The sequence below is a fragment of the Amycolatopsis sp. 195334CR genome (genome assembly GCF_017309385.1).
Lineage (GTDB): Bacteria > Actinomycetota > Actinomycetes > Mycobacteriales > Pseudonocardiaceae > Amycolatopsis.
This window is the reverse complement of sequence record NZ_JAFJMJ010000002.1, coordinates 3040691-3064719: the sequence shown is the minus strand read 5'-3', so window position 1 is coordinate 3064719 and position 24029 is coordinate 3040691. Positions and strand designations below refer to the sequence as shown.

The following is a 24029-nucleotide window of genomic DNA, read 5'->3' as shown; positions in this document are numbered from 1 at the left end:
TACCGTCCAGTAGGGACAGGGAACCAGTCTGTGGGCAGCGAACATAGGCTCGAACCGCCAAACTCGACCGCCGCCGCTGTGGCCGGTCCACAACGGCGGAGGTGGGGCGTGGACGAGCGGACCACCGCCATCGCGCTGCACGTGGTGCGGGCGCTGGCGAGCGATCCGGCCGTGCTCGGCCGGGCGGTCGAGGCCGCCCGCCGCAGCTCACCCGAGGTGGCGCGGCTGCCCGCCGCGGAGAACCGCAGGCACATCGCCACCCTGCTCACCGAGGCCGTGGCCCACCTCGAACGCGGGGACGAGCACGAGGCCGGTGACTTCTCGGCGGCCTTCGCCCTCGGTGCCGACCGCGCCGCCCAAGGCGTGCCGATCATCGACCTGCTGCGCGGGGTGCACGCGGGCCGGGCCGAGGTCACCCGCGCCGGGGTGGACGCCGCCCGCGCGGCGGGGGTCGACGAGGCCACGATCCTGGAGTTCATCGTCGACCTGGACCACTACGTCGGCGCGGTGCAGCGCCAGATCGTCAGCGGCTACCACACCGCCGAACTCGAACTCTCCCGCACGGCAAGGGATCTCAGCACGCAGGTGCTGCGCCAACTGCTGCTCCCCGGCGAACGGCTGCCGGACGCCGAAGCGCTCGGCCGGGCCGGGCTGACCCCCGAACGCCGGTACCACTGCGTGGTTTCCGCGGTGACCGATCCGCGTGACGCCAGGTCGCTGGAACAGCAGCTCGCGCCCTTCGGCGGGGTGTACGGCTTCGTGGAAGGAACGCTGACCGGTGTCGCGCCGCACAACCCGGCGCTGCCCGGGGACGCGCCGGTGGTGGTGACTTCGCCCGCCCGGCCGCTGCTGGCGTTGCGCGATACGTATCCCTTGTGCAGCCAGGCACTCGCCGTCGCTTCCGAACGCGGGCTCGCCGGAGTCCAGCCGCTCGTCGGGCTCGCCGCCGAAACCGCGCTGGCCGCGCACCCGGCACTGGCCCGCACGCTCGCCGGCGAACTGCTGGCACCACTGGACCCCGCCAACGAGTTCCACCAGGAGATCGCCGCCACGGCGGTGGCCTTCCTGGACCACGGTTGCGTGATCAACGCGACCGCCAAGGCGCTGCACATCCACGCCAACACCGTTCGCTACCGCCTGGACCGGCTGAACGAACTCGTCGGCATCGACGTCAACGACCGGTCCCACCCCTACGTGGTGACCGCGATGCAGACGTGGTGGGCGCTGCGCACGTGGCTCCAGTCGCGCTGAGCGCTCACCGTCCCTTCCAGACGGCGGGCCGCTTCTCGGCGAACGCCCGCAATCCCTCCTGCAGGTCCTCGGAGGCGAGCACCGGCCCGGCGGGATCCCGCTGCTTCTTCCAGGCTTCCTCGTCGGACCAGTCGTAGGCGTGCCGGACGATCTGCTTGCTCGCCCGGACCGCCAGCGGCGCGGCCGCCAGCACCTCCTCCGCCAGTTCCAGCGCGCCCGCCAGCGCCTGCCCCGGTTCGGTCAGCCTGTTGACCAGGCCGAGTTCGGCGAACCGGGTGGCGGGCCAGGCCTTCCCGGTGAGCGCGAGTTCCATGGCCAGGTGGTACGGGATCCGCCGGGGGAGCCGGAACAGGCCGCCGCCGAGCGCGACCAGCGACTTGGCGGCCTCGGGCAGGCCCATCGTCGCGGTGCGCGAGGACACCACGAGATCGCAGGCCAGGCACAGCTCCAGGCCACCGGCCAGCGCGTGGCCCTCGACCGCGGCGATGATCGGCTTGTCCGGTGGCCGGGCCATGATGCCGAACCCACCGCGGCGCCCGGTCGTGGCCAGGTCACCGCGGGCGGCGGCGATGAGGTCCTGCCCGGCGGAGAACACCACGTCGGAGCCGGTGAGGACGGCGCAGCGGAGCCGGTCGTCGTTCTCGTAGGCGTCGATCGCGGCTTCGAGCGCGTGCGCGGTGGCGCCGTCGAAGGCGTTGCGGCGGCGCGGCCGGTCGATCCGGATGATCAGCACGTGGTCGCCGTGGTGCTCGGTGCGGATGGGGTCATCGGCTGACACTGAAGCCTCCGTTCACGGGGTAGGTCTGGCCGGTGATCCAGCTGCCCGCCGCCGACGCCAGCAGCGTCACCACGGCGGCGGCGTCGCTGGGACGGCCGACCCGGCGGATGAGGTAGTTCGACAGCACCTTGCGGGTCAGCTCCGGGTTGCCGGTGACCCCCGCCAGCGTGGGTGTGTCGGTGAGGCCGATCGCCACGCAGTTCGCGGTGACCTGGTGCCGTCCGAGGCTGCGGGCGAGCGCGCGCATCAGCCCGGCGGCACCGGCTTTGGCGGCGGAGTAGGCCTCCATGCCCGCTTCGCCGACGCGCCCGGCGTCGCTGATCACGGTGATCAGCCTGCCGTGTCCCAAGTGGAGCATGCCGGGGATGACCGCGCGGCAGCACGCCAGCACCCCGTGCAGGTTGACCGCCAGGAACGGTTCCCAGTCGGCGGGTTCGCTCTCCCAGAACGGCCCGCGCGCGGCCGCTCTCGGGTTCGCCCCGGCGTTCCCGGCGTTGTTGACCAGGATGCTCGCCGGACCGAGTTCGGCGGTCACCCGCTCGACCGCGGCCCCGACGGCGGCATAGTCGGTGACATCGGCCTGCACGGCGATGGCGGTGCCGCCGGCCCCGCGGATCTCGTCGGTGACGGCTTCGGCCCGTTCGGCGCGGTAGTCGTTGACGGCGACCGCGGCGCCCTGTGCCGCCAGGTACCGCGCGATCGTCGCGCCGACGCCCTGACCGGCGCCGGTCACCAGCGCCACTTCGCCGGTCAGGTCCAGCAACTGGGCGAGCCCTTCAGACACGGCGCTCACGTCCTTTCCAGTAGGGGGCGCGGAGCCGGTGCTTGAGCACCTTGCCCATCGGGTTGCGGGGGAGCGCACCGACGAAGGCGTACCGGCGCGGGTGCTTGTGCGCGGCCAGCCGACTGTCCAAAAAGGTCTCCAGATCGGCCTCGGCGAGCCCGTCGGCGACCAGGAACGCCATCGGCTGCTCGCCGAAGTCGTCATGGGGAACACCGATCACCGCCGCGTCGAGCACGGCGGGGTGGGCGAGCAGCGCCTTCTCGATCTCGGCCGGGTAGAGGTTGACGCCACCGGCGACGATCATGTCCTTGACCCGGTCGGTGAGGTACAGGAAACCGTCTTCGTCGAGGTGGCCCGCGTCGCCGGTGCGGAAGAAGCCGTCGCGGACCGCGTCCCTCCCGAGGTCTTCGTCGCCGAGGTACCCGCGAAGCACGATCGGGGTGCTGACCGCGATCTCCCCGGTCCGCCCGGTGGGCAGGCGGTTCCAGTCCTCGTCGACGATGGCGATTTCGACGCCGTCATGGGGAATTCCGCTGGTTCCCGGTTTGCTCAGCTGGAATTCCGGTGCGGTGTAGGAGATCATCCCGGTTTCGCTGGTGCCGTACCCCTCCCACAGCAGGCCGCCACCGAGCCGGTCGGTGATCCACTCCTTCAGCGACTGCGGAACGGGCGCGGCGCCGACGGTCACCGCGGTGAGCGAGGACAGGTCGTACCGCGCGAACACCGGCTCGGGCAGTTTCTGGACGCGCAGCAGCATGGTCGGCACGGTGGGCCAGATCTGCACGCGATGCCGTTCGATCAGCGCCAGCGCGCGCTCGGCGTCATAGGAAGGCAGCAGGACCACCGTGCCGCCTTCCGCGCAGGTGCGGGTCGCCGCCGCGACACCGGCGCCGTGGTGGACCGGCAACGCCAGCAGGGTGATCGCGTGGTCGGGGTAGGGCGGGATACCGCGGACGGACGCGTTGTACCGCCGGGCGCGCAACTCGTCGGCGGGCTTGCCCGGTGGCGGGACTCCGCGTGGCGCGCCGGTGGTCCCGGAGGTGTAGAGCACCAGTTCCGGGCGGAGTCGGCCGAACCGGGGCGTGCGGATCGGGGTGGCCAGCAGGTCCTCATACCGCGAGCTCGCCGACCCGACGATGACCACGACGTCCGCGTTGTCGTTGTGCGCCAGGCCTTTCGCTTCGCTGTCGCGGAGGATGTGGGCCACTTCGCCGTCGGTCAGCTTCCAGCTCACCGCCACCTGCGCCACGCCGAGCTTCTGCACCGCGCGCTGGAGCACGAACCATTCCGGGCACAGGGTGAACCGCATGCCGAGCCGGTCGCCCGCGCCGAGCCCGAGCGCGGCCAGGCCTTCGGCGACGCGGTCCGCCCGCGCGTTCCACTCGCCGTAGGTCAGCACCTCCTCGCCGTGGACCACGGCCGGGGCGTCCGGTCGTTCCCGCGCCCAGAATTCCGGGGTACCGCTGCCGGGTTCGTCCACCGGGGCCTCCGGGCCGTCTGGGAGTCAGGGGCGGGCCAGGGTGTCGCGCAGGAAGCGCGCGGTGGTGCGGCGTGCCGCGGCGAGGTCGACGGCGTCCGGGTCGACCGCGTACTGGGCCGAGATGCCGCGCAGCAGGCCGACCACGACGGTCGCGGTGCCCGCCGGATCGGCCTCCGGGACGATCGTCCCGTTCCGCTGCCCGAGCCGCACCAGGTCTTCGACGCTGAACCGGAACCGGGCGTCGTTGGCCGCGAAAACCAGGCGCAGCGCGGTTTCCTCGGGGAAGGACGCGCCCCACATGACGAGGAACGCCCGCACGGCCTCCGAACCGCCGCCGATGGTGGCGAGGTAGGCGTCGGCCAGTGCCACCAGCGCGCGCGGTTCGGCGCCGCGCACGTCCTCCAGCACCGGCGACCGCTTCCGGGAATCCAGGCGGGCCACGAGTTCCTGGGTGGTGTGCTCGCCCGCGCTGAACCGGTCGGCCAGCTCGCGGAGTTCGTTCCCGCCGGCGTCACCGAGGCTGGTCACGAAGTCGGCCTGCGACCGCCGTGCGAGGCGGTCGACCAGTTCCGCCCGCGAGCCGAAGTGGTGGTTGGCCAGCCCGCGGCTGTACCCGGCTTCCTCGCCGATGTCGGCCATCGACGTTTGCTCGACACCTCGTTTGCTGAACAGCCGGACGGCGGCGGCGAGCATGGCCCGTTCGGCGGAGGACCGGCGTTCCTCCTGGGTGCGCTGCTTCTTCGCGCTGGACGCCATGCGGTTCACCGTACTAACTTACTAAGCGGTTAACAAGTAAGTTCGGCAGGGAGGACCCCGATGGACGCGACCCTGGCCGGTACCCGGTGCGCCCGGTGCGAGCGCGTCTACTTCCCGCCGCTGGCCATCGGCTGCGAGGCGTGCGGTGCGCCCGAGGACCAGTTGCGGCCCATGGAGATCACCGCGCGCGGCACGATCCACGCGCTGGCGCGGGTCCACGGTGAGAAGCCGTGCACCGTCGCCGAGATCCAGCTCGACGACGGCCCGCTCATCCGGGCCGTGCTGTCCTCCGACCGCCCGCGGATCGGGGACGTCGTCCGCGCGGCCGACGGGCAGGTGTTCGGATGAGGCCGGTGCACGTGGTGGGCGTCGGGCTGCACCCGTACCAGCGCCTCAGCGACACCCCCTACACCCGGCTCGGCGTGCACGCCGTCCGCGCCGCGCTCGCCGACGCCGGACTTCAGTGGCGCCAGGTGCAGACCGCGTACACCGGCACCGCGACGACCGGAATGGGCTTGTCCCGCTTGATGTTCCGGCACCTCGGCGCCACCGGCATCCCGATGACCCAGGTGGAGAACGCCTCGGCGTCCGGCTCGACCGCCTTCCGCCAGGCCTGCGTCGAGGTCGGCGCCGGACTGGCCGACGTGGCGATCGCCGTCGGCGTCGACAAGCCGCTGCACTTCTTGTTGCCGCAGAAGGCGGCCGGGGTGCGCGAACTGGTCCGCGTCGCACCCGCCACGCACTTCGCGCTGCTGGCGTCGCGGTACCAGCACGACCACGGCGTCACGCCCGAGCAACTCGCGGCCGTGGCGGTGAAGAACAGCTGCAACGGCGCGCTGAACCCGAACGCGCAACGGCGCAAGGCCCGCACGCTCGCCGAAGTGCTGGCACCGCCGCAGATCAGTGGGACGCTCACGCGCTTGCAGTGCTGTCCGGTCGGCGAAGGCGCCGCCGCGGCGATCGTGGCTTCCGACGACGCCATCGCCCGCCTCGGACTGGACCGGTCTCGCGCGGTCACGGTGCTCTCGTCGGCCTCGCGTTCGGAAACCGTCTACGACGGCGAGAACTTCGACGCCGCACTCACCCGCGAAACCACCGCACAGGCTCTTTCCGACGCGGGTATCACCGCGGCCGACCTGGACGTCGTCGAACTCCACGACGCGTTCACCGTCGAAGAACTGCTCTACGTCGAAGCCATGGGCTTGGCCGAACCGGGCCGGGCCGTCTTCGCGCTGGAAGCGGGGGAGTTCGACATCGGCGGGCGCGTCGCCGTCAGCGCTTCCGGCGGGCTGCTGTCCATGGGCCATCCCATCGGCCCCACCGGCGTCGGCCAGATCGCCGAGATCACCACCCAGCTGCGTGGCGAAGCGGGCCCGCGTCAGCATCCCGGCGCGCGGACGGGGCTGGCGCACATGGTCGGTGTGGGCGCGGTGTGCCTGGTCCACGTCCTGCGCCTAACCTGATCGCGTGATCTCCCTCGACGACGTCCTGCACGCGCTGCCCCTGCGCGACCTCCGCGGCGACGTGGGGACCAAGCACTCGCGCAAGGGCGGGGCCACCGCGCTGCTGGACCTGGAGCCCGCCGCGGAGTTCGAGGCGGTCGACGCGATCCCCGAGAAGATCCGGACGAGCCGCGACGCGCTGGACTTCCCGGAACTGGTGCCGATGTGCTTCGAGTACATCGTGCTCGGCGTGCGGACCGAGTTCGAGGAGCGCTTCGGCACACCGGCGCCGCCGGTCCGGGTGGTGGTGCGGGAGGTGCTGCCGCACCCGGTCGAGGCCAACGAGCTGAACAACCGGTATGCGGGCCGGAGAGCGGTCCGGAGCGCGTTCGAGGATCTGGTCGCGGCGAAGGTCGCGGTGGGGGACCAGTGCCTGGTGCCCGCGCTCGCGCTCCGCTGGTACGACGACGAGCCGCAGCCCGGCCTGGTCGAGGTGGTGCTGTACGACCGGCACCACAACGAGCACCAGCTGATCGACAAGGTCCCGTACTTCGAGGCGAAGGAGGACGTGCTCCCGGAGTCGTCCTACCCGCTCGACGTCGGCGTGCCGGTCGTGGTCCGCGAGATCCACGGCGACACGGCGATCGTCCAGTCGTTCCACCACGTCGATGACGAGATCGGGGAATACCAGCGGTTCGAGGTCCGCAGCGGCAGACTCTACTGAGCTGTCGCGGAGCCGCGTTCCACCAGAGTCGCGCTCAGCAGGACCGTCTCGCGCGGGCGGTCCGGGTCCGCGATCCGCCGCACCAGCAGGTCCACGCCCGTCGTGCCGACGTCGTCGGCGGGCAGCCGGATGGTGGTCAGCCCCGGTTCGAGGTAGGCGGCGAACGGGTGGTCGCCGTAACCCAGCACCCGCACGTCCTCGCCGACGGTGAGCCCGCACTCGCGGACCGCCTTGTACACCCCGAGCGCGAAGTAGTCGTTGCCGGTGACCACCAGCTCCGGGTGGTGCTCGCGGGTGATCAGGCCGGCCGCGAGCCGGTAGGCGTCGTCCGGGCGCCACGGCAGGGTGGCGTCGCGCGTGCGGTGGCCCGGCACCTTCAGCACCAGCGAATCCCCGCCGAGCGCCTGCCGGAACGCGGCCGTGCGCGCGGCGACCGTGCTGATCTCCAGGTCCTCTTCGAACAACCACGCCCGCCGCGGATCCGGCCCGGCCACGCGCGTCACCGCGTCGGTGACCGCCCGCTCCACGTCCGTGCCGACGAAGTCGAAGCCGAGTTCCGGGATGTCGCGGCTGAGCAGCACCACCGGCAGCCCGGCTTCGGACAGCTCGGCCCACACGCCCGGCCGGTGCTGGCTCGGCACGGCCAGCACCCCGTCCACGCCGAACCGCAGCAGCTGCTGCACCGCGCGGGCCTCGTTGTCCTCGTTCTCCTCGGTGACCAGCAGCAGGACCGAGTACCCGGCGAGGCGGCACTGCCGCTCCACCGCGGAGATCAGCGCGGCGTAGAACGGGTTGGACGGGTTGGTGATCACCAGCGCGAGCACCGTCGTGGTGCCGGAGACCAGCGACCGGGCGTGGTTGTTGGGCACGTACCCCAGCCGCCGGGCCTCCGCCACGATCATCTCGCGCGTGCTCTCGCTGACCTGGTCCTTGCCCGACAGCGCCCGGGACACCGTGTTGGCGGACAGGCCGACCCTGTCCGCCACGTCACGTAACGTGACCCGCCGCGCGCGCACCACCAGCCGACCTCCGGATCAACCCTTGCCTACAAGATAGATCCGCAGTTTGCCGGACGCGCCGGCACCCACGGCGCACCGCACCCGCAGCCACTGCCCGAACCCGCTCACCGCCCAGGTCAGCAGGCCGGGGGAGTCGATCCGGTGGGTTTCCCCGTCCAGATCGCACCAGTGCAGGCCGTCCGGGGAGATCTGCGTGCGGAAGTCCAGCGCGCCGTCGACCTCCAGCGCCTGCACGAAGAACCGCGCCTCGGCCGCCCACGGCAGCTCGTACGGTTCGGTGGCGAAGTCCTCCCGCACCGCGGTGTTGCGTTCCAGCACCGCCGTCATCGTCGAGCGCATGTCGTGCCTCACCAATCCACCGAGATCAGGACCGAGTCCAGGAACAGGAAGTTGCGCACACCGCGGTGCGTGCGGACGGAGAAGTAGAAGTTGAGCAGGTTGTCGAGCGTGGCGTAGCGGTCGGGGTACGGCGGCACCGGCACCTCGCGCAGGTCCACCACCCGGTCGTTGAGCTGGAGCTCCACATTGGACCGCGTGGCGGTGTCGATGTCCCACCGCAGGTAGTGCCAGTTGATCTTGGTGGGCACCTCGTTGACGCACAGCTCCAGCGGTTCGCCGACGGTGCGCCAGTCGTCGGGGTCCGGTGCGGTGAAGTCGGCGGCGTAGGGCAGCGAGAACTTGCCCTCCTGGTGGTCGCGCGGCGTCGGCTCGGGCACCACCGGGTACATCCAGCGCTGCGTCATCCGGCCGTCCAGATCGGTGTTCTGGTAGCGGATGACGTTGTGGTAGCGCAGACCGCCGTCGGCGCAGATGTCGGTGGCCACGGTGAACGCGCCGAACTGCGACTCCGACGGGTGGTGGTTGCCGTCCCACGGCACCGACGCGGCCGCCTCGTGGCCCACGGTGGCTTCGGCCTTGAAGGCGAAGTGCGTCTCGATGCGGACCCGGCCGCGACCGGCCATGGTCAGCCGCCGGATGCCGGTGGCGGTGTGGCCGGGGTGGGCGCGCGTCGCGAGCTTGAGCGCGTAGTTCCCGCTCATCGTGCCGTGCGTGCCGACGTCGAAGAAGGAGCACGAGGACAGCTGCGGCGGGCGGAAGTCGCGCATGTGGTCGTCGACGGTGTCCAGGTCGCCGCGGCCGTCGTAGTTGCCGAGCAGTTCGGTCCAGCCGTGCGTGGTGGTGTCGAAGGTGTCGAAGCACAGCACGCGGGACAGCGGGTTGTACTTCGCCAGGGCGGTCTCATGAACGTTAATGGTCGTCAAACCGGGTCCTTGTCTCTTGACCTAAGCGAAAGGGAACTCGTAATCTCTCGCCACCATGAACGTTAATGTAGACGTTCGACGGACGCAACGAAGGGTCGGCGATGGCACCCCGCATCAGCCGCGCCACGGTCGGTTCGACGGTGGGCACGGCGCTCGAGTGGTACGACTTCTCCCTCTACGGCACGGCTGCCGCCCTCGTGCTGCCGCAGGTGTTCTTCCCGGCCGGTGATCCGGCGGCGGCGACGCTGTCGTCGCTGGCCACCTTCGCCGTCGGGTTCTTCGCCCGGCCGGTCGGCGGCGTGATCATCGGCATCCTCGGCGACCGCGTCGGCCGCCGCACGATGCTGTTCGCCACGCTCATGCTGATGGCCGTGGCCTCGACGCTGATCGGCGTGCTGCCCAGCTACGCCACGGCCGGCGTGTTCGCGCCGATCGCGCTGGTGCTGCTGCGCGTGGTGCAGGGGCTCGGTGCCGGCGGGGAGTACGCCGGGGCGATGCTGCTGTCGGCCGAGCACGCGGAAACCCGGGCCCGCGGGCTGAACGCGAGCGCGCCCACGCTCGGCAACGCGGTCGGTTCACTGGTGGCGACCGGCGTGTTCTTCCTGACCTCGGCGCTGATGTCCGAAGAGGACTTCCTAGCCTACGGCTGGCGCCTCCCGTTCCTGCTCAGCTGCCTGGTCGGGGTGGCCGGGGTGATCGTCCGGATCAAGGTGCCGGACAGCCCCGAGTTCGAGCGCGCCAAGGACGAGGGCCGCAGCACGCGGGCGCCGCTGCGGGCGCTGTTCGCCACCTCCGGGCGCAAGATCCTGCCCGGCATGCTGATCTCCGTCGCGCCCAACGTGATCAGCTACCTGCCCTCGGTCTACGCGCTGAGCTACCTGGCCGACGAGGTGGGCACCGCGGCCTGGGTCGGGCTGGTCGGCATCGTCATCGCGAACGCGTGCAAGATCGTCACCGTGCCGGTCGCGGGCCTGCTGTGCGACCGGTACGGGCGACGGCCGGTGATGATGACCGGCGCGACCGCGGCGGCGCTGCTGTTCTACCCGTTCTTCTTCCTGCTCGACACCGGTACGCCGGTGCTGATCTGGGCGGCGTTCGTGCTGGTCTACACGCTGTGCAACGACCTGACGCTGGCCTCGCAGGCGACGATGATGTCCGAGCTGTTCCCGGTCGGCTTCCGCTACACCGGGGTCACCTTCACCCGGGAGATCGCCGGCGCGATCGTCGGCGGCTGCATCCCGTTCGCCGCCGCCGCGCTCGGCACCGCTTCCGGTGGCCAGACCTGGCCGATCGCGCTGGTGTGCGGGCTGCTGTGCCTGTTGTCGGTGCTCGGTGCCCGGTTCATCGCCGAGCCGGAGCACCTGCGGCGCGAGGCGCGCGTGCCGGTTTCAATCAGTGATTGATTTTGCCGCCGGGGGTGTGGTGCACTGCGTGCATGGCAGGCACCGACGCCCCCACCCGTGAGCGGCTGCTGACCGTCGCCGAGCGGCTGCTGCTGGAATCCGGCTACGACGCGGTGTCCGCCCGCGCGATCAACAGCGCGGCGGGCATGAACCCGGCAGCCGTGCACTACCACTTCGGGTCGAAGGACGCGCTGATCGCGGCGCTGCTGGAGGCGCGGCTGGCGCCGGTGTGGCAGCGGCGGCTGGACGAGGTCACCGAGCGGCGGCGCGGGGGCTGGGTGCCCACCGTGCCGGAACTGGTCGACCTGGTGGTGACGCCGCTGGCCGAACTGGCCGAGGACCCGGTCGGGCGGCTGCGGCTGCGGTTGCTCGCCCGGTTCGTGCGTGACCGGCGGGAACCGGCGTGGACCTCGCGGTGGTTCGGCCTGGCGCCGTGGGTCGAACTGCTGCGGGATGCCCGCCCGGAGCTGTCGAAGCGGGCCGCGGCGCAGCGCTGGCTGCTCGCTTTCGGGCTGGTGCTGGAGTTCTTCGCCGACGCCATGCCCGGCGAGGTCCCGGTGGCGACCCTGCGCGCGTTCGTCACGGCGGGATTGGCGGGCTCATGACCGTCTTCACGCCCGCGCACCTGGGACCGGTGCCGCTGCGCAACCGGATCATCAAGGCGGCGACCTTCGAAGGGGCCACGCCGGACGCGGTGGTCACCGACCGGCTGATCGAGTTCCACCGGCGGGTGGCCCGTGGTGGCGCGGCCCTGACCACGGTCGCGTACTGCGCGGTGTCGCCGGAGGGCCGGACCGACCGGCACCAGCTCTGGATGCGGGACGAGGCGGTGCCCGGCCTGCGGCGGCTCACCGAAGCGGTGCACGCCGAGGGCGCGGCGGTGAGCGCGCAGATCGGGCACGCGGGCCCGGTGGCGAACGCGGCGTCGAACCGCCTGCCCGCGCTGGCGCCGGGCCGGTTCCCGAACCCGCTGGGCATGCGGATGACCCGGGCGGCCACAGTGGACGATCTGGCCCGGGTGGTGCGGGCGCACGCGTCGGCGGCGTTGTTCGCCGTGGCGTCGGGGTTCGACGCGGTGGAAATCCACTTCGGACACAACTACCTGGTCAGCTCGTTCCTGAGCCCGCGGTTGAACCACCGGCGGGATGCCTACGGCGGGCCGCTGGAGAACCGCGCCCGGCTGGCGCTGGAGATCGCGCGGGCGGTCCGCGACGCGGTGGGCGACCGGATCGCGGTGACGGCGAAGCTCAACATGGACGACGGGGTGCCGGGCGGGTTCTGGCTGGACGAAAGCGTTCAGGTGGCGCGGTGGCTGGCGGCGGACGGAACGGTCGACGCGCTGGAGCTGACCGCGGGCAGTTCGCTGCTGAATCCGATGTACCTGTTCACCGGGGACGCGCCACTGCGGGAGTTCGCCGCGCAGTTCCCGCGGCCGGTGCGGTGGGGCGTGCGCGCGGCCGGTGGTGCGTTCTTGCGCAGTTATCCGTTCCAGGAGGCGTACTTGCTCGATCGCGCACGCCAGTTCCGCGCGGCGCTGGACCTGCCGCTGATCCTGCTCGGCGGGATCACGAAGCTGGAGACGATGGAGCAGGCGATGGGGGACGGGTTCGCCTTCGTCGCGATGGCGCGGGCGTTGCTGCGTGAGCCCGATCTGCCGTCGCGCCTGCGGTCGGGGGCGAGGTCGTTGTGCGTGCACTGCAACAAGTGCATGCCGACGATCTACCGCGGTACGCACTGCGTGCTGGCGGCCGGATGATCGCCGTGACGGGTTCCGCGTCGGGCATCGGCGCGGCGGTGGTGTCCGCTTTGGACGGTCACGAGGTGGTCGGCGTCGATCTGCGGGACGCGGAGGTGTGCGCGGACCTGAGCACACCCGGCGGCAGGCAGCGGGCGATCGACGAGGTGCTGGCCCGTGGTGAGCTGGAGGGGCTGGTGCTGTGCGCCGGGGTCGGCCCGCACACCCCGGACCCGATGCGGATCATCGAGGTGAACTACTGGGGCGCGGTGGCTTTGCTGGACGGGCTGTTCCCGGCCTTGCGCACGGCGGCGGTGGCCGTTTCGTCGTCGGCCTCGACGATGGTGCGCTGGGCGGACAACCCGATTTCGCGGGGCGAGGAAGCCTCGGCGCTGGCTTCGGCGGGTGAGTATCGGGGCCAGTTGGCCTACGTGTGGTCGAAGAACGCCCTGACCGTAGCGGTACGGCAGCGGGTCGGTGCCTGGGGTGCCGCCGGGGTGCGCCTGAACACGGTCGCCCCGGGTGCCGTCGAGACCCCCTTGCTGGCCGGGGCCTTGACAGACCCCCGCTACGGCGACGCGATCCGGAACTACCAGGCCCCGATCGCCCGGCACGGCCGCCCGGAGGAGGTGGCCGCGTTGATCGTGTACCTGCTGGGCCCGCAAGCCTCCTACATCCACGGCGCCCAATTTTCGATAGACGGCGGCTCGGACGCACTGATGCGCCCCACCGAATTCTGAATCGCGCGTGGATTATCCGTCACGGACGTGGGATGATATGGGGCTGGCAGGAGAGGGGGCCGGAAAAATGGCCGAGGAACCGGAAAGACCCCGAAGTGGGGAAACTGCCGAATCGAAACTCGAGCGGTTGAAAGATCTTTCCCTGAAGAAGACCGAAGCCGTGATCACTCTTCGGAAAAGGATGACGGCGGAGGCGACCACGCTTTCCGACGAGGAGATCGAGGTCGCGGAAATCAAGGTCACCATTCCTTTGTCCGCGTTGCTCGGCTCGGTGGAGATCACGCACCGGGCCGTTGTCGCGATCGCGGACAACCCGACCTTCGACCTCGACGTCGGCCCCGGCTCGGACCCGATTCACGCGGACGGGGACATCGGCCCGATCTCCGACGCCGACGGGGTCGACCTGGTGCACAGCCTGCCCGAATGATGGGCGGAGGATTCGGCCTCGCCCGGCTGATCCACCCGGTCGATCCCGGGGTCTTCGTGCGTGAGCACTGGGAGAACCGGCCGCTCGTCGTCCACCGCGACGACCCGGGCTACTACCACGAACTGCTCACCCTGGCCGAGGTCGACCGGATGCTGGCGGGTTCGGGCGTCCGGGAACCGGTGGTCCGCGTGCTGCACCAGGGCAGGCAACTCGGCCTCGGCGGCGACGCCGGGCCGGACGGCCTGCGCGTGGAAAGGATGTTCGCCCGGTTCCGGGACGGTTGCACCCTGGCGCTCCAGTTCCTGCACGAGCGGCACGAGCCGCTGCGGCGGGCCTGTTCGGCACTGGGCGAGGAGTTCTCCGCGACGTTCCAGGCCAATGCTTATCTGACTCCTCCGCACGAGCAGGGATTGGCGACCCATTACGACACCCACGACGTTTTTGTCCTCCAGCTCTCGGGGTCGAAGCGGTGGCGGTGGTACGAGCGGCCGATCCGAGCACCGTTGCCGGGACAGGCTTTCCGCGGCGGGGCGGCCGGAACCCCGCTGGCGGAGTTCGATCTCGCGGCCGGGGACGCGCTGTACCTCCCCCGGGGGTTTCCCCACGACGCGGTGAGCACCACCGAGGTGTCCCTGCACCTCACCGTCGGCGTCCGGCCGGTCACCTGGGCTTCCGTCCTGCTCGGGGCGCTGGAGGAGCTGATCGAGCGGGACGCGCGCTTCCGTGCCGCGCTCCCGTTCGGCTTCGCCAGGGATCGCCAGGGGGCCGAGGAACAGCTGAACCACCTGGCCGGAGCTTTCCGCGACGCCCTTGATCCAGGGGCTCTGCTCGACAACGCGGAGGAGGTGGTGGCGCGGGGCGCCCCGGTGTCGCTCGACGGCCACCTGCTCGACCTGGGTTCGGTTGCCTGCCTGAGCCTGTCCAGCGTGGTGAGCAAGCGCGCGGACCTCGCGTGGCGGTTGCGCACCGAAGGCGACGTGGTGGTGTTGTCGTTCCACGGAAAGGCGGTGCGAATGCCGGCGCGGGTGGCCGTCGACCTGGAGTTCGCCGGTGAAGCCGGTGAGTTCACCGCCCGGGATCTCCCCGGTGGCCTCGACGAGCGGGGCCGGTTGGTACTGGTCCGGCGCCTGGTCACCGAAGGCTTCTTGACAGTGGTGGACCGGTAGGGACCGGCACTCAGGTGTCGGTGCCCCGGCCGGTTTGTTGTTGTAGTTCATCGATGCGCCGGGAGGCTTCCACCTTGGTGAGGCCTTCCGGCACTTTGACCCCCGCCTCCTGTGCGAGCGTGCTCAGGTAGGAAGCCTGCGGCCCGGTCATCGGCTCGTCGCCGGTGGTCCAGTCCTCGGGATCCTTCTCGGGCGTCTGCGTCACGGTGGCTCCTTTCGTCGAACCCACGTTCGACTTACCCACCCCCGGCGGGTTTCACACCCCGCGCGAACAGCTCAGGTTTGTGACTTGGCCAGCAACTCCAGGGCGAGCTTCTTCAGCTCCGGCGTTGCCGTGGCCGCGTCTCCCGAGTCGAACGGGGGATCGGGTGCGTATTCGACGGCCAGCTGCACCGCGCGAGCGGTGTTCTCGTCGGTGAGCAGGGAAGCCAGGTACAGCGCCATGTCGATGCCCGCAGACACCCCCGCCGCGGTGATCACCTTGCCGACCCGCACGTAGCGCTCGGCGACGTACTCCACGCCGAAGGTCTGCTCCAGGTAGTCCGCCGAGGCCCAGTACGTCGTGGCCCGCTCGCGCAGCAGGCCCGCCGCGCCGAGCACCAGGGTCCCGGTGCAGACCGCGGTGGTCCAGGTGGTGGTCCGGTCGACGCGCCGGATCCAGTCCAGCAGCACCGGGTTCTCCATCGCCGCGATGGTGCCCCGGTTGCCCGCGCCCGGCACCAGCAGCACGTCGAGCCGCCGTACCTCGGCGAGGGAGCGGTCCGCCACCACCGCCGCCTGCCCGGTGTCGGTGCGCACCGGGCCGCGGCGCTCGGCGATCATGCTCACCGTCGCACCGGGGACCCGGGAGAGCAGTTCGGCCGGGCCGGTCGGGTCCAGCAGGCTGAACCCGTCGTAGAGCAGGATGCCGATGTGCGGGCCGGAACCGGCCGCCGGAGCGGCGGTCGCCGTCGAAGCCAGGCCCAGCGCGAGACCCGCGCTCGCGCCCGCGGCCAATACGGTTCTGCGTGTGGTGTTCATGCCCCGGGATTCTGGGCACCGTGGTGCTGCCGCGGGGGCGGGATGTCCGTCCGCTTGCGAAGGATGTCCCCGGTGACGCCGTACCGGTCGAGGAAGGCGTGCCGCAGCGTGGCCGCGGTCCCCAGCCCGCACCGCCGGGCGATGGTGGCCAGCGGCAGGTCCGTCCCGATGGCCAGGTGCGCCGCCGCCTCGGTGCGCGTGGCCCGGACGGCCTTGGCGGGCGTGGTGCCCAGGTGCGTGCCGAACAACCGCGACAGGTGCCGCGGGGTGATGCCCGCGCGGGCGGCCAGCGCCCCCGGGCTGAGGTCGGCGCCCAGGTTCGCGGTGACGTACCGCAGCAGGTCGTCCACCACCCGGTTGCCCGGCGGCGCGCTGACGAACACGCTGAGCTGCGCCTGGTCGGCCGGCCGGTGCAGGTAGGTGACCAGCTCCCTGGCCACCTCGCGGGCCAGCGCCGGACCGTGGTCGTCCTCGACCAGCGCGAGGGTCAGGTCGAGCGCGCTGGTCACCCCGGCCGAGGTGTAGACGTTCCCGTCCCGGATGTAGAGCGGCGCGGCGTCGACCTCGACCGCGGGGAAGCCGTCGGCGAGCAGCGCGCTGTACCGCCAGTGCGTGGTGACCCGCTTGTGGTCGAGCAAGCCGGCCGCCGCCAGGACGAAGGCACCCGTGCACACCGAGCCGTACCGGCGGCTGCGACCGGCCAGGCGGCGGAGCTGCGCCAGCATCGCCTCGTCGTGCGCGGCGGTTTCGGCACCCGCCCCGCCGACCACCAGCAGGGTGTCGATCCGGCCGGTCACGGTCGCGATCCGCCGGGTCCCGGCCAGCTGGAGGCCCGACGAGGTGCGGATGGTGGCGCCCTTGCCGGTGACCAGTTCGACGGCGTACGGCGGATCGGCGCCGTGCGAGTTCGCGATCTCCAGCGCACCGGCCGGGGAGGCCGCGTCGAGGATCTGGGCACCGTCGTAGGCGACGATCACGACGCGGCGGGCCGGCACACCCCGCAGCCTAGGCGATCGATCAACTGGGTCCACTGTGTACGGTCCGAACGGCGAAGCGCGGCGCTACCACCGGACCGCGTGGATGTCGCCGTTCGCCATCCGCATGTTGCCGACGATCTCGCCCCGGTCGTTGAGGTCGTGGACCGAGGTGACCCGCCTGCCCGGCACCGGGCCGAGCTCGGTCACGGTGCCCGCGGCACTCCACACCACGCCGCGGCCGTTGGTGAACGGGTCGCCGGAGAGACCGGCGACGACGCCGGTCCGGTTCACGTCGGCGGCGTAGCCCTGGAAGTCGCCTTCCAGCAGGGGCAGCGCGGTCGATGTGGTGCCCGTCCACCGCGTCGGAGTGCTTCCCGCGGTGCCGACCACGACGCCGCGGTCGTTGATCGCCAAAGCCCTGCTGTAGGCCGGACCGAGTGCGGTGAGCTGGCCGTTCTCGGTCCACCGCACGGCGTAGAAGGCGCCGTCCGGCGCCCGCGCCTGACCGGCGGCCGCGCCGCGCTCGTTGACGTCGGCGGGGTCGCTGTCGCCGCCACCCAGGGCGCCGAGGACGGTGATGGTGCCGTCCGGGGACCAGCGCACGGCGTGCCCGGTGCCGTCGGACTGGCGGGAGAAGCCGACGATCGTCCCGGCGTCGTTGATCGCGACGGCCTGCCCGCCCGTGGCGTCCGGCAGCAGCGGGAGCACGGTGACCGTGCCGTCGGTGTTCCACCGGACGGGGTTGGGGCTCGCGTAGCCGACGGCTGTGCCGGCGTTGTTCAGGTCGTTGACCCGGCTGAATTCGGTGCCCGGCGGCAACGGCAGGTCTGTCCGGACCCCACTGGCGTCCCAGGCTGCCGGGTGGAGGGCGAGCTGCTGGTCCTGGTAATAACCGAGCACCGTGTTCGACTCGTTGATGTCGACCGTCTGGCCGAAGTCGACGCCGTCCGGCAGCGAAAGCTGGGTGATCGTCCCGGTGCGCGACCAGCGGACCGGGTGGGAGACACCGTCGCTCGTGTTCGCGATGCCGGCGACGGAACCCTGGTTGTTGATCGCCGTGGTGGCGCTGTAATCGCCGCCCGGCAGGGTGCCCAGATCGACGGGCGCCCGCACGGCCGCGGCGGCGGGCGCCGCGCTCCCGGCGGCGATCAGGCCCACCACGACGGCAGCGCAGGCTGAAGCGCGAGATTTCCGCATGTCATTCCCCCAAAGTCGATTGTCCCGGCCCCCTGCAAGGACATTCGCAGCATAACCACGGGCACACCGCCCAACAGCGGCCGAACGGGCTCAGTTCACGACCCGGTGACAACGGGATCAGCCGATAGCACTATCGGCTGATCCGACGCCGGGTGGACGCCCTCGCGGCCCGGGTTTTCCTAGCCTGAGCGCCATGGAGATCAAGCAAGGGCTCGGGATCGTGCTGGCGGCGGGTGTGCTGCTGGGTGCGTCGGCGTGTTCGAATCCCAGCGGCAAGTCGTGGGCCATCACCTACGAGGTGACCGACGCGAACGGCGGCACGCTGTCGGACGTCAGCTTCGCGCAGTCGCCGGACCGGTACAACGACGAGGTGAAGCAGGACACCGTCACCGGGCCCGTCGGGGTGCCGTGGAAGCAGGAGGTCGTGGTCGCCGCCGGGCAGAAGGCGGAGGTCACCGCGAAGCCGACCGGTGATCTCACGCTGACCTGCCGCATCCTGCTCGACGGGGTGAAGGAGCTGGCCAAGGTGACCGCCCCGGCTGCCGGTGGCCCGGTGACCTGCGAGAAGACCACCGACAGCTGATCAGCGGGACAGGCCGGGCCGCCGGTCGCCGAAGGCGTGGTTGCGCGGGGACAGGCGCTTGTCCCGGCCACGCCGGAGATCCAGGTCCGCGGTGGTGCCCCGGCGCCAGCCGTGGTCGTCGACCAGCGTGCTGCCACCGGTCCAGGTGACGTCGCGTTCCCCGCCGGAGCGGTCGCTGATGGCGAAGCACACGCGGTTCGTGCGGGCCGCGGCCATGGCGATGATGGTTTCCGGCGGGTGCTCGCCGTCCGGCCGGTCGACCAGCGGCCAGTTGACCGGCGCGGCGATCAGGTCCGCGCCGCGCTCGGCGAGGTTCCGCGTCACCTCCGGGAACTCCAGGTCGTAGCAGATCAGCACGCCGATCCGCCCGTGTCCGGTGTGGACGATCGGCGGGGCGGAATCCCCAGGCGTGAACAGCAGTTTCTCGCGGTCCCACAGATGGGTCTTGCGGTACACCACGCGCACGCCGGTGGCGTCGACCACCGCCGCGCTGTTGTACAGCGACCCGTCGGAGCCCAGTTCGGCGAAGCCGCCGACGACCGTCGCCGGCCCGGCCGCGGCGGCCCACTCGGCGAACATCGGGTCATCGGCGGCGACACCGGCGGCACGCGCCTCGGCCACGTCGGCGAAGGCGTAACCGCAGGTGGCCAGTTCGGGCAGCACGACGATCCGCGCGCCCGCCGCCACCGCCGTGGCGATCGCGGCGAGCACGCGCCGCCGGTTGCCGTCGTGGTCGCCGATGACCGGGGCCACCGGCGCGCAGCACACGACCGTCACGACAACTGCGGCGGCGGGTCGTCCCGCAGCAGCTGGGCCAGTACGTCGAACTCGTTGAACAGGTTCCACTCCTCGACGATCCGGCCGTTGACGAAGTACAGCTGGGTGATGCCCCACAGGTGCGCGCGCCGCCCGGTGGGCCGCCCGTACATCCCGTACCCGCGGTGCGTTCCGGCCCCCGACCAGCGCGCGGACACGCTGTAGCCGTCGGCCGGGTTGCCCTGCCAGTAGACCTCGTCCACCCGCACGCCGAGATCGGGGAAGGTGGCAAGCAGGTTCCTGGCCTGCGCGCGCACGTCGCCCCGGCCGTACCCGGTGCGGTTGGTGGTGCCGTGCCAGCGCACCGCCGGGTCGTAGGCGCGGTCGATCGCGGTGAGGTCCCGGCGGTTGTAGGTGTCGTGGAACAGCGCGCGGACGATGTGCTCGACGTCGTTGTCGTCCCCGGCCGGGTAGAGCGCGGGCTTGCGGCCGCCGATCAGCCGGTCGGGCTCGGTGCTGACGCGCTCGGTCAGCGGCACGAACCCGCTGTCGTTGCCGAAGGCACGCGCGGCGGCGGGCACGTCGAGCCCCATCTGCTGGAGCTTCGAGGCGAGGTTGTAGAGCACCCACTCCTCGTAGATCTCGTTCTCGCGGACCACGCAGTTGGCGATCACCCAGGTGTGCAGCCGCTTCCCGGTCGGCGGGCTCCACCGCCACGGGCCGGTGTGGTGGCCGATGTTGATCGCGCGGTGCGAGGTCACGAAGCCCTCGTCCTCGGTGCCCGCCCAGATCACGTCGTCGGCGTAGTGGCGGCAGTCGGGGAAGGCGTTGATGCTCTGCATCGTGCCGCTGACCAGTTGCTCCACCCCGAACGCGTAGCCGCTGTCGTCGTAGAGGCGGCAGCCGGGGCTGTAGGTGTCGTAGATGTAGCCGACGTCCTGGTCCTCCCAGATGCGGTGGGTGATCCGGACGATGTAGTCGACGATGTCGGTGTAGGTGTCCTCGAACCCGCGCATCGGCTGGCGGCGGGTGCCCGGGGTGAGGTTGGGCGCGTCGGCGCCGTAGCCGGGGCGCAGCGAGATGCTGAAGTCACCCGGCATGGTCCGCTTGCCGGGCGCCATCGCGCCGCCCGGACTGCCGGTGCCGGGCCGGTTCGGCTGCTCGTCGGTCATTTCTCCTCCTGGTACGCGCCGATGCGCAGGGTGGCGGTCGCGCGGTGCGCGGCCATGCCCTCGTAGCTGGAGATCACGTCGACCGCACCGGCCACCTCGGGCGTGGCCGCGCGGTCGAGCCGCTGGTAGGTCAGCGGCTTGAGGAACCGCGACACCGACAGCCCGGCGCTGTGCTTGGCGCCGCCCGCGGTGGGCAGCACGTGGTTCGTGCCCGCCATGCCCTTGTCCGAATAGGCCACGGTGCTCCAGCGGCCGATGAACAGCGAGCCGTAGTTGCGCAGGGTGCGGAGGTAGTAGTCGTCGTCCTCGGTCTGCAGTTCGAGGTGCTCCGGGGCCAGGTCGTCCATCAGCTTCGCGGCCACGGACTGGTCGGCGGCCCACAGCACGGTGCCGTGGTCGCGCCAGGCCGGTCCGGCGATTTCCGCGGTGGCCAGGTCCTTGAGCTGGCGCTCGGCCTCCTCGATCACCGCCTCGCCGAGCCGCCGCGAGGTGGTGACCAGCGCGGCGGGGGAGTCGGTGCCGTGCTCGGCCTGGCCGAGCAGGTCGGCGGCGACGAGCACCGGGTCGGCGCTGTCGTCGGCCAGCACGGCCACCTCCGACGGCCCGGCGAGCAGGTCGATCGCCACCTTGCCGAACAGCTGCCGCTTGGCCTCGGCCACGTAGGCGTTGCCCGCGCCGACCAGCATGTCCACCGGCGGTTCGCCGAGCAGGCCGAAGGCGAGCGCGGCCAGCGCCTGCACCCCGCCGAGCACGAACACCCGGTCGGCGCCGGAAAGCCGGGCCGCGTGCAGGACCGCCGGGTCCGGGCCGCCACCGCGGCTGGGCGGCGTGCACGCGAGCACGGTCGGCACCCCGGCCACCTTGGCCACGCCCGCGGTCATGAACGCGCCGGCGAGCAGCGGGAAGCGCCCGGCGGGCAGGTAGGCGCCGACGCTGCCGACCGGCACGTACCGCACGCCGGTGACCAGGCCGGGCGCCAGTTCGGTCTCGAAGTCGGTGAGGTGCGAGCGCTGCTGGCGGGCGAAGGCGGCGGTCCGTTCGGCACCGAGTGCGAGCGCGTCACGCAGCTCGGGCGACAGGCTCTGCTCGGCGCGGTCGAGGTCGGCGGCGGTCAGTTCGACGTCTTCGCCTTCGGTGCCGTCGAGTTCGCGGGCGTAGCGCAGCACGGCGGCCATGCCGTCGCGCTCGATCTCGCGCAGCATGGCGGAAACGCGCTCGACGACCGCCGGGTCGCGCTGGGCCGGTGGTTTGTCCACAGCGGACTTGAGCACGTGGTACGAGCCGCTGAGCTGCGTCGGGGTGGAGGGACTCAGTCGCATGCGGCGAACGCTAAGCGAACTGCAAGCACAGGACAAGGCGGATGGATCCAGTGCTTGCTATAGGGTTGCCCTATGACTCTGCGGCAGCTGCGGGCCTTCCTGGCCGCGGCCAGGCTGGGCTCGTTCAGCGCGGCGGCCCGCGCGCTGGGCGTGGCACAGGCGTCGGTGTCGGAACTGATCCGGAAACTGGAGGACGAGCACGGCGCGCCGGTGTTCAGCCGGGGCCCGCGGCGGCTGGTGCTGACCGCGGCGGGCACGGCGCTGCTGCCCTTCGCCGAGCAGGCGGTGGCCGCGGCCGACGCGGGCGAGCAGGCGTTGCGCTCGGTGCGGTCGCTGCAGGGCGGGGTGGCCACCTTCGGCCTGCTGCGCAACGCGGCGTACTACCTGCTCTCGGACCTGGCGCAACAGTTCCACGAGCGGTACCCGGACGTGCGGATCCGGCTGATCGGGCTGAACTCGGTGGAGGTGGCGGCCGCGGTCGCGGCGGGCACGGTGGAGGCCGGGCTGGTGGTGCTGCCGATCGAGCAGGACGACCTGGTGGTCACGCCGCTGCTGCGCGACGAGGTGGTCTACGTCAGCGCGGACCCGGCGCGCGTGACGGAGCCGATCACCATCCGGCAGCTGGCCGAGGCACGCCTGATCCTGTACGACGCGCACTACGGCTGGAAGGACCCGACGCGGCGGCAGCTGGCCGAACGCGCCCAGCTGGCCGGGGTGCGGCTGGCGCCGTGGATCGAGGTCGAGCACGTGGAGTCCGCGCTCGCGCTGACCGCGCGCGGCATCGGGGACACCATCGTCTCGCGCGCGGTGGCGACGAGTTCGAGCCGGCCGGACGGCGTGCACACGGTGCCGTTCGCGGAACCGCTGTTCGACACCATCGCCCTGGTGCGACGGCGGGCCGAGGTGCTGTCCCCGGCGAGCCAGGAACTGGCGAGGCTGGCCCAGCAGATGCTGCTGGACCAGCGCCGCCGCTAGATACGTTCTCCAGTTTCCGGGTGGAACAGGTGCACTTCGCCGACGTCGCGCAGGCCGATGCGGACGACCTGGCCCATGGCCGGGGTGTTCCGCCCGTCGACCCGGACGACCACGCGCGCGTCCTCCGCGCGGGCGTGCACGAAGGCGTCGGCGCCGAGTTCCTCCACCAGTTCCACGGTGGCCTTGAACCCGGGTTCGTCCGCACCGGTCAACCGCAGGGACTCCGGGCGGATGCCCAGGGTGACCTCCTTGCCCGCGTGGGAATGGGGGAGGGCCACGCTCAGCTCGCCCAGGCGCGCGTGGCCACCCTCGACGGCCGTCGTGTGCAGGTTCATCGGGGGTGAGCCGATGAAGCCGGCGACGAAGGCGTTCGCCGGGCGGGCGTAGAGCCGCGCCGGGGTGTCGACCTGTTGCAGCGCACCGTCCTTGAGCACGGCCACCCGGTGGCCCATGGTCATCGCCTCGACCTGGTCGTGCGTGACGTAGACCGTGGTGGTGGCCAGCCGCTGCTGCAGCGCGGCGATGTTCGCCCTGGTCTCCACCCGGAGCTTGGCGTCCAGATTGGACAGTGGCTCGTCCATCAGGAACACCGCGGGCTCGCGCACGATGGCCCGGCCCATGGCCACGCGCTGGCGCTGCCCGCCGGACAGCTGCTTCGGCTTGCGGTCCAGGTACGGGGTCAGGTCGAGCAGCCGCGCCGCCTCGGTGACCCGGTGGTCGATCTCGGTCGAACCGGTGCGCCGCATCTGCAGGCCGAACGCCATGTTCTGCCGCACCGTCATGTGCGGGTAGAGCGCGTAGGACTGGAACACCATGGCGATGTCGCGGTCCTTCGGCGGCAGGTGCGTCACCGCCCGGCCGCCGATGTTGACCTCGCCCTCGTCGACGTCCTCCAGCCCGGCCAGCATGCGCAGCGCGGTGGTCTTGCCCGAACCGGACGGGCCGACCAGCACCAGGAACTCGCCGTCGGCGATGTCGAGGTCGAGGCGGTCGACCGCGGCCTGGTCGCTGCCCGGGTAACGCCGGGTGACGTGGTGGTAGGTGACCGGTGCCATCGGTACTC

The 24029-nt window shown here is 71.6% G+C and carries 27 protein-coding genes; 12 read left to right on the top strand and 15 right to left on the bottom strand.

Annotation, left to right across the window (positions count from 1 at the left end):
* The first annotated feature begins 108 nt into the window (after positions 1-108).
* A complete protein-coding gene (locus JYK18_RS37025; RefSeq protein ID WP_307796218.1) occupies positions 109-1251 on the top strand; it encodes a helix-turn-helix domain-containing protein in 1143 nt (380 codons plus the stop codon).
* A 4-nt stretch (positions 1252-1255) separates the two neighbouring features.
* Here the strand turns inward: JYK18_RS37025 and JYK18_RS37020 are convergent, their stop codons facing one another.
* The 4 genes from JYK18_RS37020 to JYK18_RS37005 are packed head-to-tail and all read right to left on the bottom strand — an operon-like array spanning position 1256 to position 5049.
* Complete coding sequence (locus tag JYK18_RS37020) at positions 1256-2029, bottom strand: crotonase/enoyl-CoA hydratase family protein (protein ID WP_307796217.1); 774 nt, start codon at positions 2027-2029, stop codon at positions 1256-1258.
* Positions 2016-2813 carry an SDR family NAD(P)-dependent oxidoreductase gene (locus JYK18_RS37015; protein WP_206808055.1) on the bottom strand — a complete coding sequence of 266 codons (798 nt, stop codon included), beginning with the start codon at positions 2811-2813 and terminating at the stop codon, positions 2016-2018. Before JYK18_RS37015 ends, JYK18_RS37020 begins: the two co-directional genes overlap by 14 nt.
* Entirely contained in the window at positions 2806-4293 is a 1488-nt protein-coding gene (locus tag JYK18_RS37010) for a class I adenylate-forming enzyme family protein (protein ID WP_206808054.1), read from the bottom strand. The genes JYK18_RS37015 and JYK18_RS37010 overlap by 8 nt, the downstream gene beginning before the upstream one ends.
* A gap of 24 nt (positions 4294-4317) precedes the next feature.
* Positions 4318-5049, bottom strand: a complete 732-nt coding sequence (locus tag JYK18_RS37005; RefSeq protein ID WP_206808053.1) for a TetR family transcriptional regulator — start codon at positions 5047-5049, stop codon at positions 4318-4320.
* Between the two features lie 60 nt (positions 5050-5109).
* On the opposite strand from JYK18_RS37005, the gene JYK18_RS37000 reads away from it, so the two are divergent.
* The 3 genes from JYK18_RS37000 to JYK18_RS36990 are packed head-to-tail and all read left to right on the top strand — an operon-like array spanning position 5110 to position 7215.
* Positions 5110-5397, top strand: a complete 288-nt coding sequence (locus JYK18_RS37000; RefSeq protein WP_206808052.1) for a Zn-ribbon domain-containing OB-fold protein — start codon at positions 5110-5112, stop codon at positions 5395-5397.
* Positions 5394-6512: a thiolase family protein gene (locus JYK18_RS36995; RefSeq protein WP_206808051.1), complete on the top strand. Its 1119-nt coding sequence runs from the start codon at positions 5394-5396 to the stop codon at positions 6510-6512. Before JYK18_RS37000 ends, JYK18_RS36995 begins: the two co-directional genes overlap by 4 nt.
* 4 nt (positions 6513-6516) lie before the next feature.
* On the top strand, positions 6517-7215 hold the full coding sequence (locus JYK18_RS36990; RefSeq protein ID WP_206808050.1) for a hypothetical protein: 699 nt from the start codon (positions 6517-6519) through the stop codon (positions 7213-7215).
* Here JYK18_RS36990 and JYK18_RS36985 read toward each other — a convergent pair.
* Genes JYK18_RS36985 through JYK18_RS36975 form a run of 3 tightly spaced genes read right to left on the bottom strand, consistent with a single transcriptional unit; the run spans position 7209 to position 9496 of the window.
* A complete protein-coding gene (locus JYK18_RS36985; RefSeq protein WP_307796216.1) occupies positions 7209-8201 on the bottom strand; it encodes a LacI family DNA-binding transcriptional regulator in 993 nt (330 codons plus the stop codon). The two genes, JYK18_RS36990 and JYK18_RS36985, sit on opposite strands and share 7 nt — an antisense overlap.
* A gap of 48 nt (positions 8202-8249) precedes the next feature.
* A complete protein-coding gene (locus tag JYK18_RS36980) occupies positions 8250-8585 on the bottom strand; it encodes a hypothetical protein (protein WP_307796215.1) in 336 nt (111 codons plus the stop codon).
* Positions 8582-9496, bottom strand: coding sequence for a DUF6772 family protein (locus JYK18_RS36975; RefSeq protein ID WP_242582429.1), 915 nt, complete (start codon positions 9494-9496; stop codon positions 8582-8584). Before JYK18_RS36975 ends, JYK18_RS36980 begins: the two co-directional genes overlap by 4 nt.
* 101 nt (positions 9497-9597) lie before the next feature.
* On the opposite strand from JYK18_RS36975, the gene JYK18_RS36970 reads away from it, so the two are divergent.
* The 6 genes from JYK18_RS36970 to JYK18_RS36945 all read left to right on the top strand — a co-directional run bounded on the left by JYK18_RS36970 (position 9598) and on the right by JYK18_RS36945 (position 14967).
* Positions 9598-10899 (top strand): MFS transporter, encoded by a 1302-nt coding sequence (locus tag JYK18_RS36970; RefSeq protein ID WP_206808048.1) that lies wholly within the window; start codon positions 9598-9600, stop codon positions 10897-10899.
* Positions 10900-10931: 32 nt separating this feature from the next.
* Positions 10932-11504 (top strand): TetR/AcrR family transcriptional regulator, encoded by a 573-nt coding sequence (locus JYK18_RS36965; RefSeq protein WP_206808047.1) that lies wholly within the window; start codon positions 10932-10934, stop codon positions 11502-11504.
* Complete coding sequence (locus JYK18_RS36960) at positions 11501-12655, top strand: NADH:flavin oxidoreductase (RefSeq protein ID WP_206808046.1); 1155 nt, start codon at positions 11501-11503, stop codon at positions 12653-12655. Before JYK18_RS36965 ends, JYK18_RS36960 begins: the two co-directional genes overlap by 4 nt.
* Positions 12652-13374 carry an SDR family oxidoreductase gene (locus JYK18_RS36955; RefSeq protein ID WP_206808045.1) on the top strand — a complete coding sequence of 241 codons (723 nt, stop codon included), beginning with the start codon at positions 12652-12654 and terminating at the stop codon, positions 13372-13374. Before JYK18_RS36960 ends, JYK18_RS36955 begins: the two co-directional genes overlap by 4 nt.
* A 181-nt stretch (positions 13375-13555) precedes the next feature.
* Positions 13556-13801: a hypothetical protein gene (locus JYK18_RS36950; RefSeq protein WP_206808044.1), complete on the top strand. Its 246-nt coding sequence runs from the start codon at positions 13556-13558 to the stop codon at positions 13799-13801.
* Positions 13798-14967: a cupin domain-containing protein gene (locus JYK18_RS36945; protein ID WP_206808043.1), complete on the top strand. Its 1170-nt coding sequence runs from the start codon at positions 13798-13800 to the stop codon at positions 14965-14967. The genes JYK18_RS36950 and JYK18_RS36945 overlap by 4 nt, the downstream gene beginning before the upstream one ends.
* 10 nt (positions 14968-14977) lie before the next feature.
* Here JYK18_RS36945 and JYK18_RS36940 read toward each other — a convergent pair whose 3' ends face one another.
* From JYK18_RS36940 to JYK18_RS36925, 4 genes are all read right to left on the bottom strand, one after another.
* Positions 14978-15172 (bottom strand): DUF3072 domain-containing protein, encoded by a 195-nt coding sequence (locus tag JYK18_RS36940; protein WP_206808042.1) that lies wholly within the window; start codon positions 15170-15172, stop codon positions 14978-14980.
* A 71-nt stretch (positions 15173-15243) separates the two neighbouring features.
* Entirely contained in the window at positions 15244-15987 is a 744-nt protein-coding gene (locus JYK18_RS36935) for a DJ-1/PfpI family protein (protein ID WP_206808041.1), read from the bottom strand.
* Positions 15984-16991, bottom strand: a complete 1008-nt coding sequence (locus JYK18_RS36930; protein ID WP_206808335.1) for a GlxA family transcriptional regulator — start codon at positions 16989-16991, stop codon at positions 15984-15986. The genes JYK18_RS36935 and JYK18_RS36930 overlap by 4 nt, the downstream gene beginning before the upstream one ends.
* A gap of 57 nt (positions 16992-17048) precedes the next feature.
* Complete coding sequence (locus tag JYK18_RS36925) at positions 17049-18125, bottom strand: hypothetical protein (RefSeq protein WP_206808040.1); 1077 nt, start codon at positions 18123-18125, stop codon at positions 17049-17051.
* Positions 18126-18354: 229 nt separating this feature from the next.
* Here JYK18_RS36925 and JYK18_RS36920 point away from each other — a divergent pair, with 229 nt between their 5' ends.
* On the top strand, positions 18355-18744 hold the full coding sequence (locus JYK18_RS36920) for a hypothetical protein (RefSeq protein WP_206808039.1): 390 nt from the start codon (positions 18355-18357) through the stop codon (positions 18742-18744).
* Here JYK18_RS36920 and JYK18_RS36915 read toward each other — a convergent pair whose 3' ends face one another.
* The 3 genes from JYK18_RS36915 to hisD are packed head-to-tail and all read right to left on the bottom strand — an operon-like array spanning position 18745 to position 21991.
* On the bottom strand, positions 18745-19521 hold the full coding sequence (locus JYK18_RS36915; RefSeq protein WP_206808038.1) for a nitrilase-related carbon-nitrogen hydrolase: 777 nt from the start codon (positions 19519-19521) through the stop codon (positions 18745-18747).
* Positions 19518-20672 (bottom strand): ester cyclase, encoded by a 1155-nt coding sequence (locus tag JYK18_RS36910; RefSeq protein WP_206808037.1) that lies wholly within the window; start codon positions 20670-20672, stop codon positions 19518-19520. Before JYK18_RS36910 ends, JYK18_RS36915 begins: the two co-directional genes overlap by 4 nt.
* Entirely contained in the window at positions 20669-21991 is a 1323-nt protein-coding gene (gene hisD / locus JYK18_RS36905; protein ID WP_206808036.1) for a histidinol dehydrogenase, read from the bottom strand. The genes JYK18_RS36910 and hisD overlap by 4 nt, the downstream gene beginning before the upstream one ends.
* Before the next feature lie 72 nt (positions 21992-22063).
* Here hisD and JYK18_RS36900 point away from each other — a divergent pair, with 72 nt between their 5' ends.
* Entirely contained in the window at positions 22064-22966 is a 903-nt protein-coding gene (locus JYK18_RS36900) for a LysR family transcriptional regulator (RefSeq protein WP_206808035.1), read from the top strand.
* Here JYK18_RS36900 and JYK18_RS36895 read toward each other — a convergent pair.
* On the bottom strand, positions 22963-24021 hold the full coding sequence (locus JYK18_RS36895; RefSeq protein ID WP_206808034.1) for an ABC transporter ATP-binding protein: 1059 nt from the start codon (positions 24019-24021) through the stop codon (positions 22963-22965). The two genes, JYK18_RS36900 and JYK18_RS36895, sit on opposite strands and share 4 nt — an antisense overlap.
* Between the last annotated feature and the right edge of the window lie 8 nt (positions 24022-24029).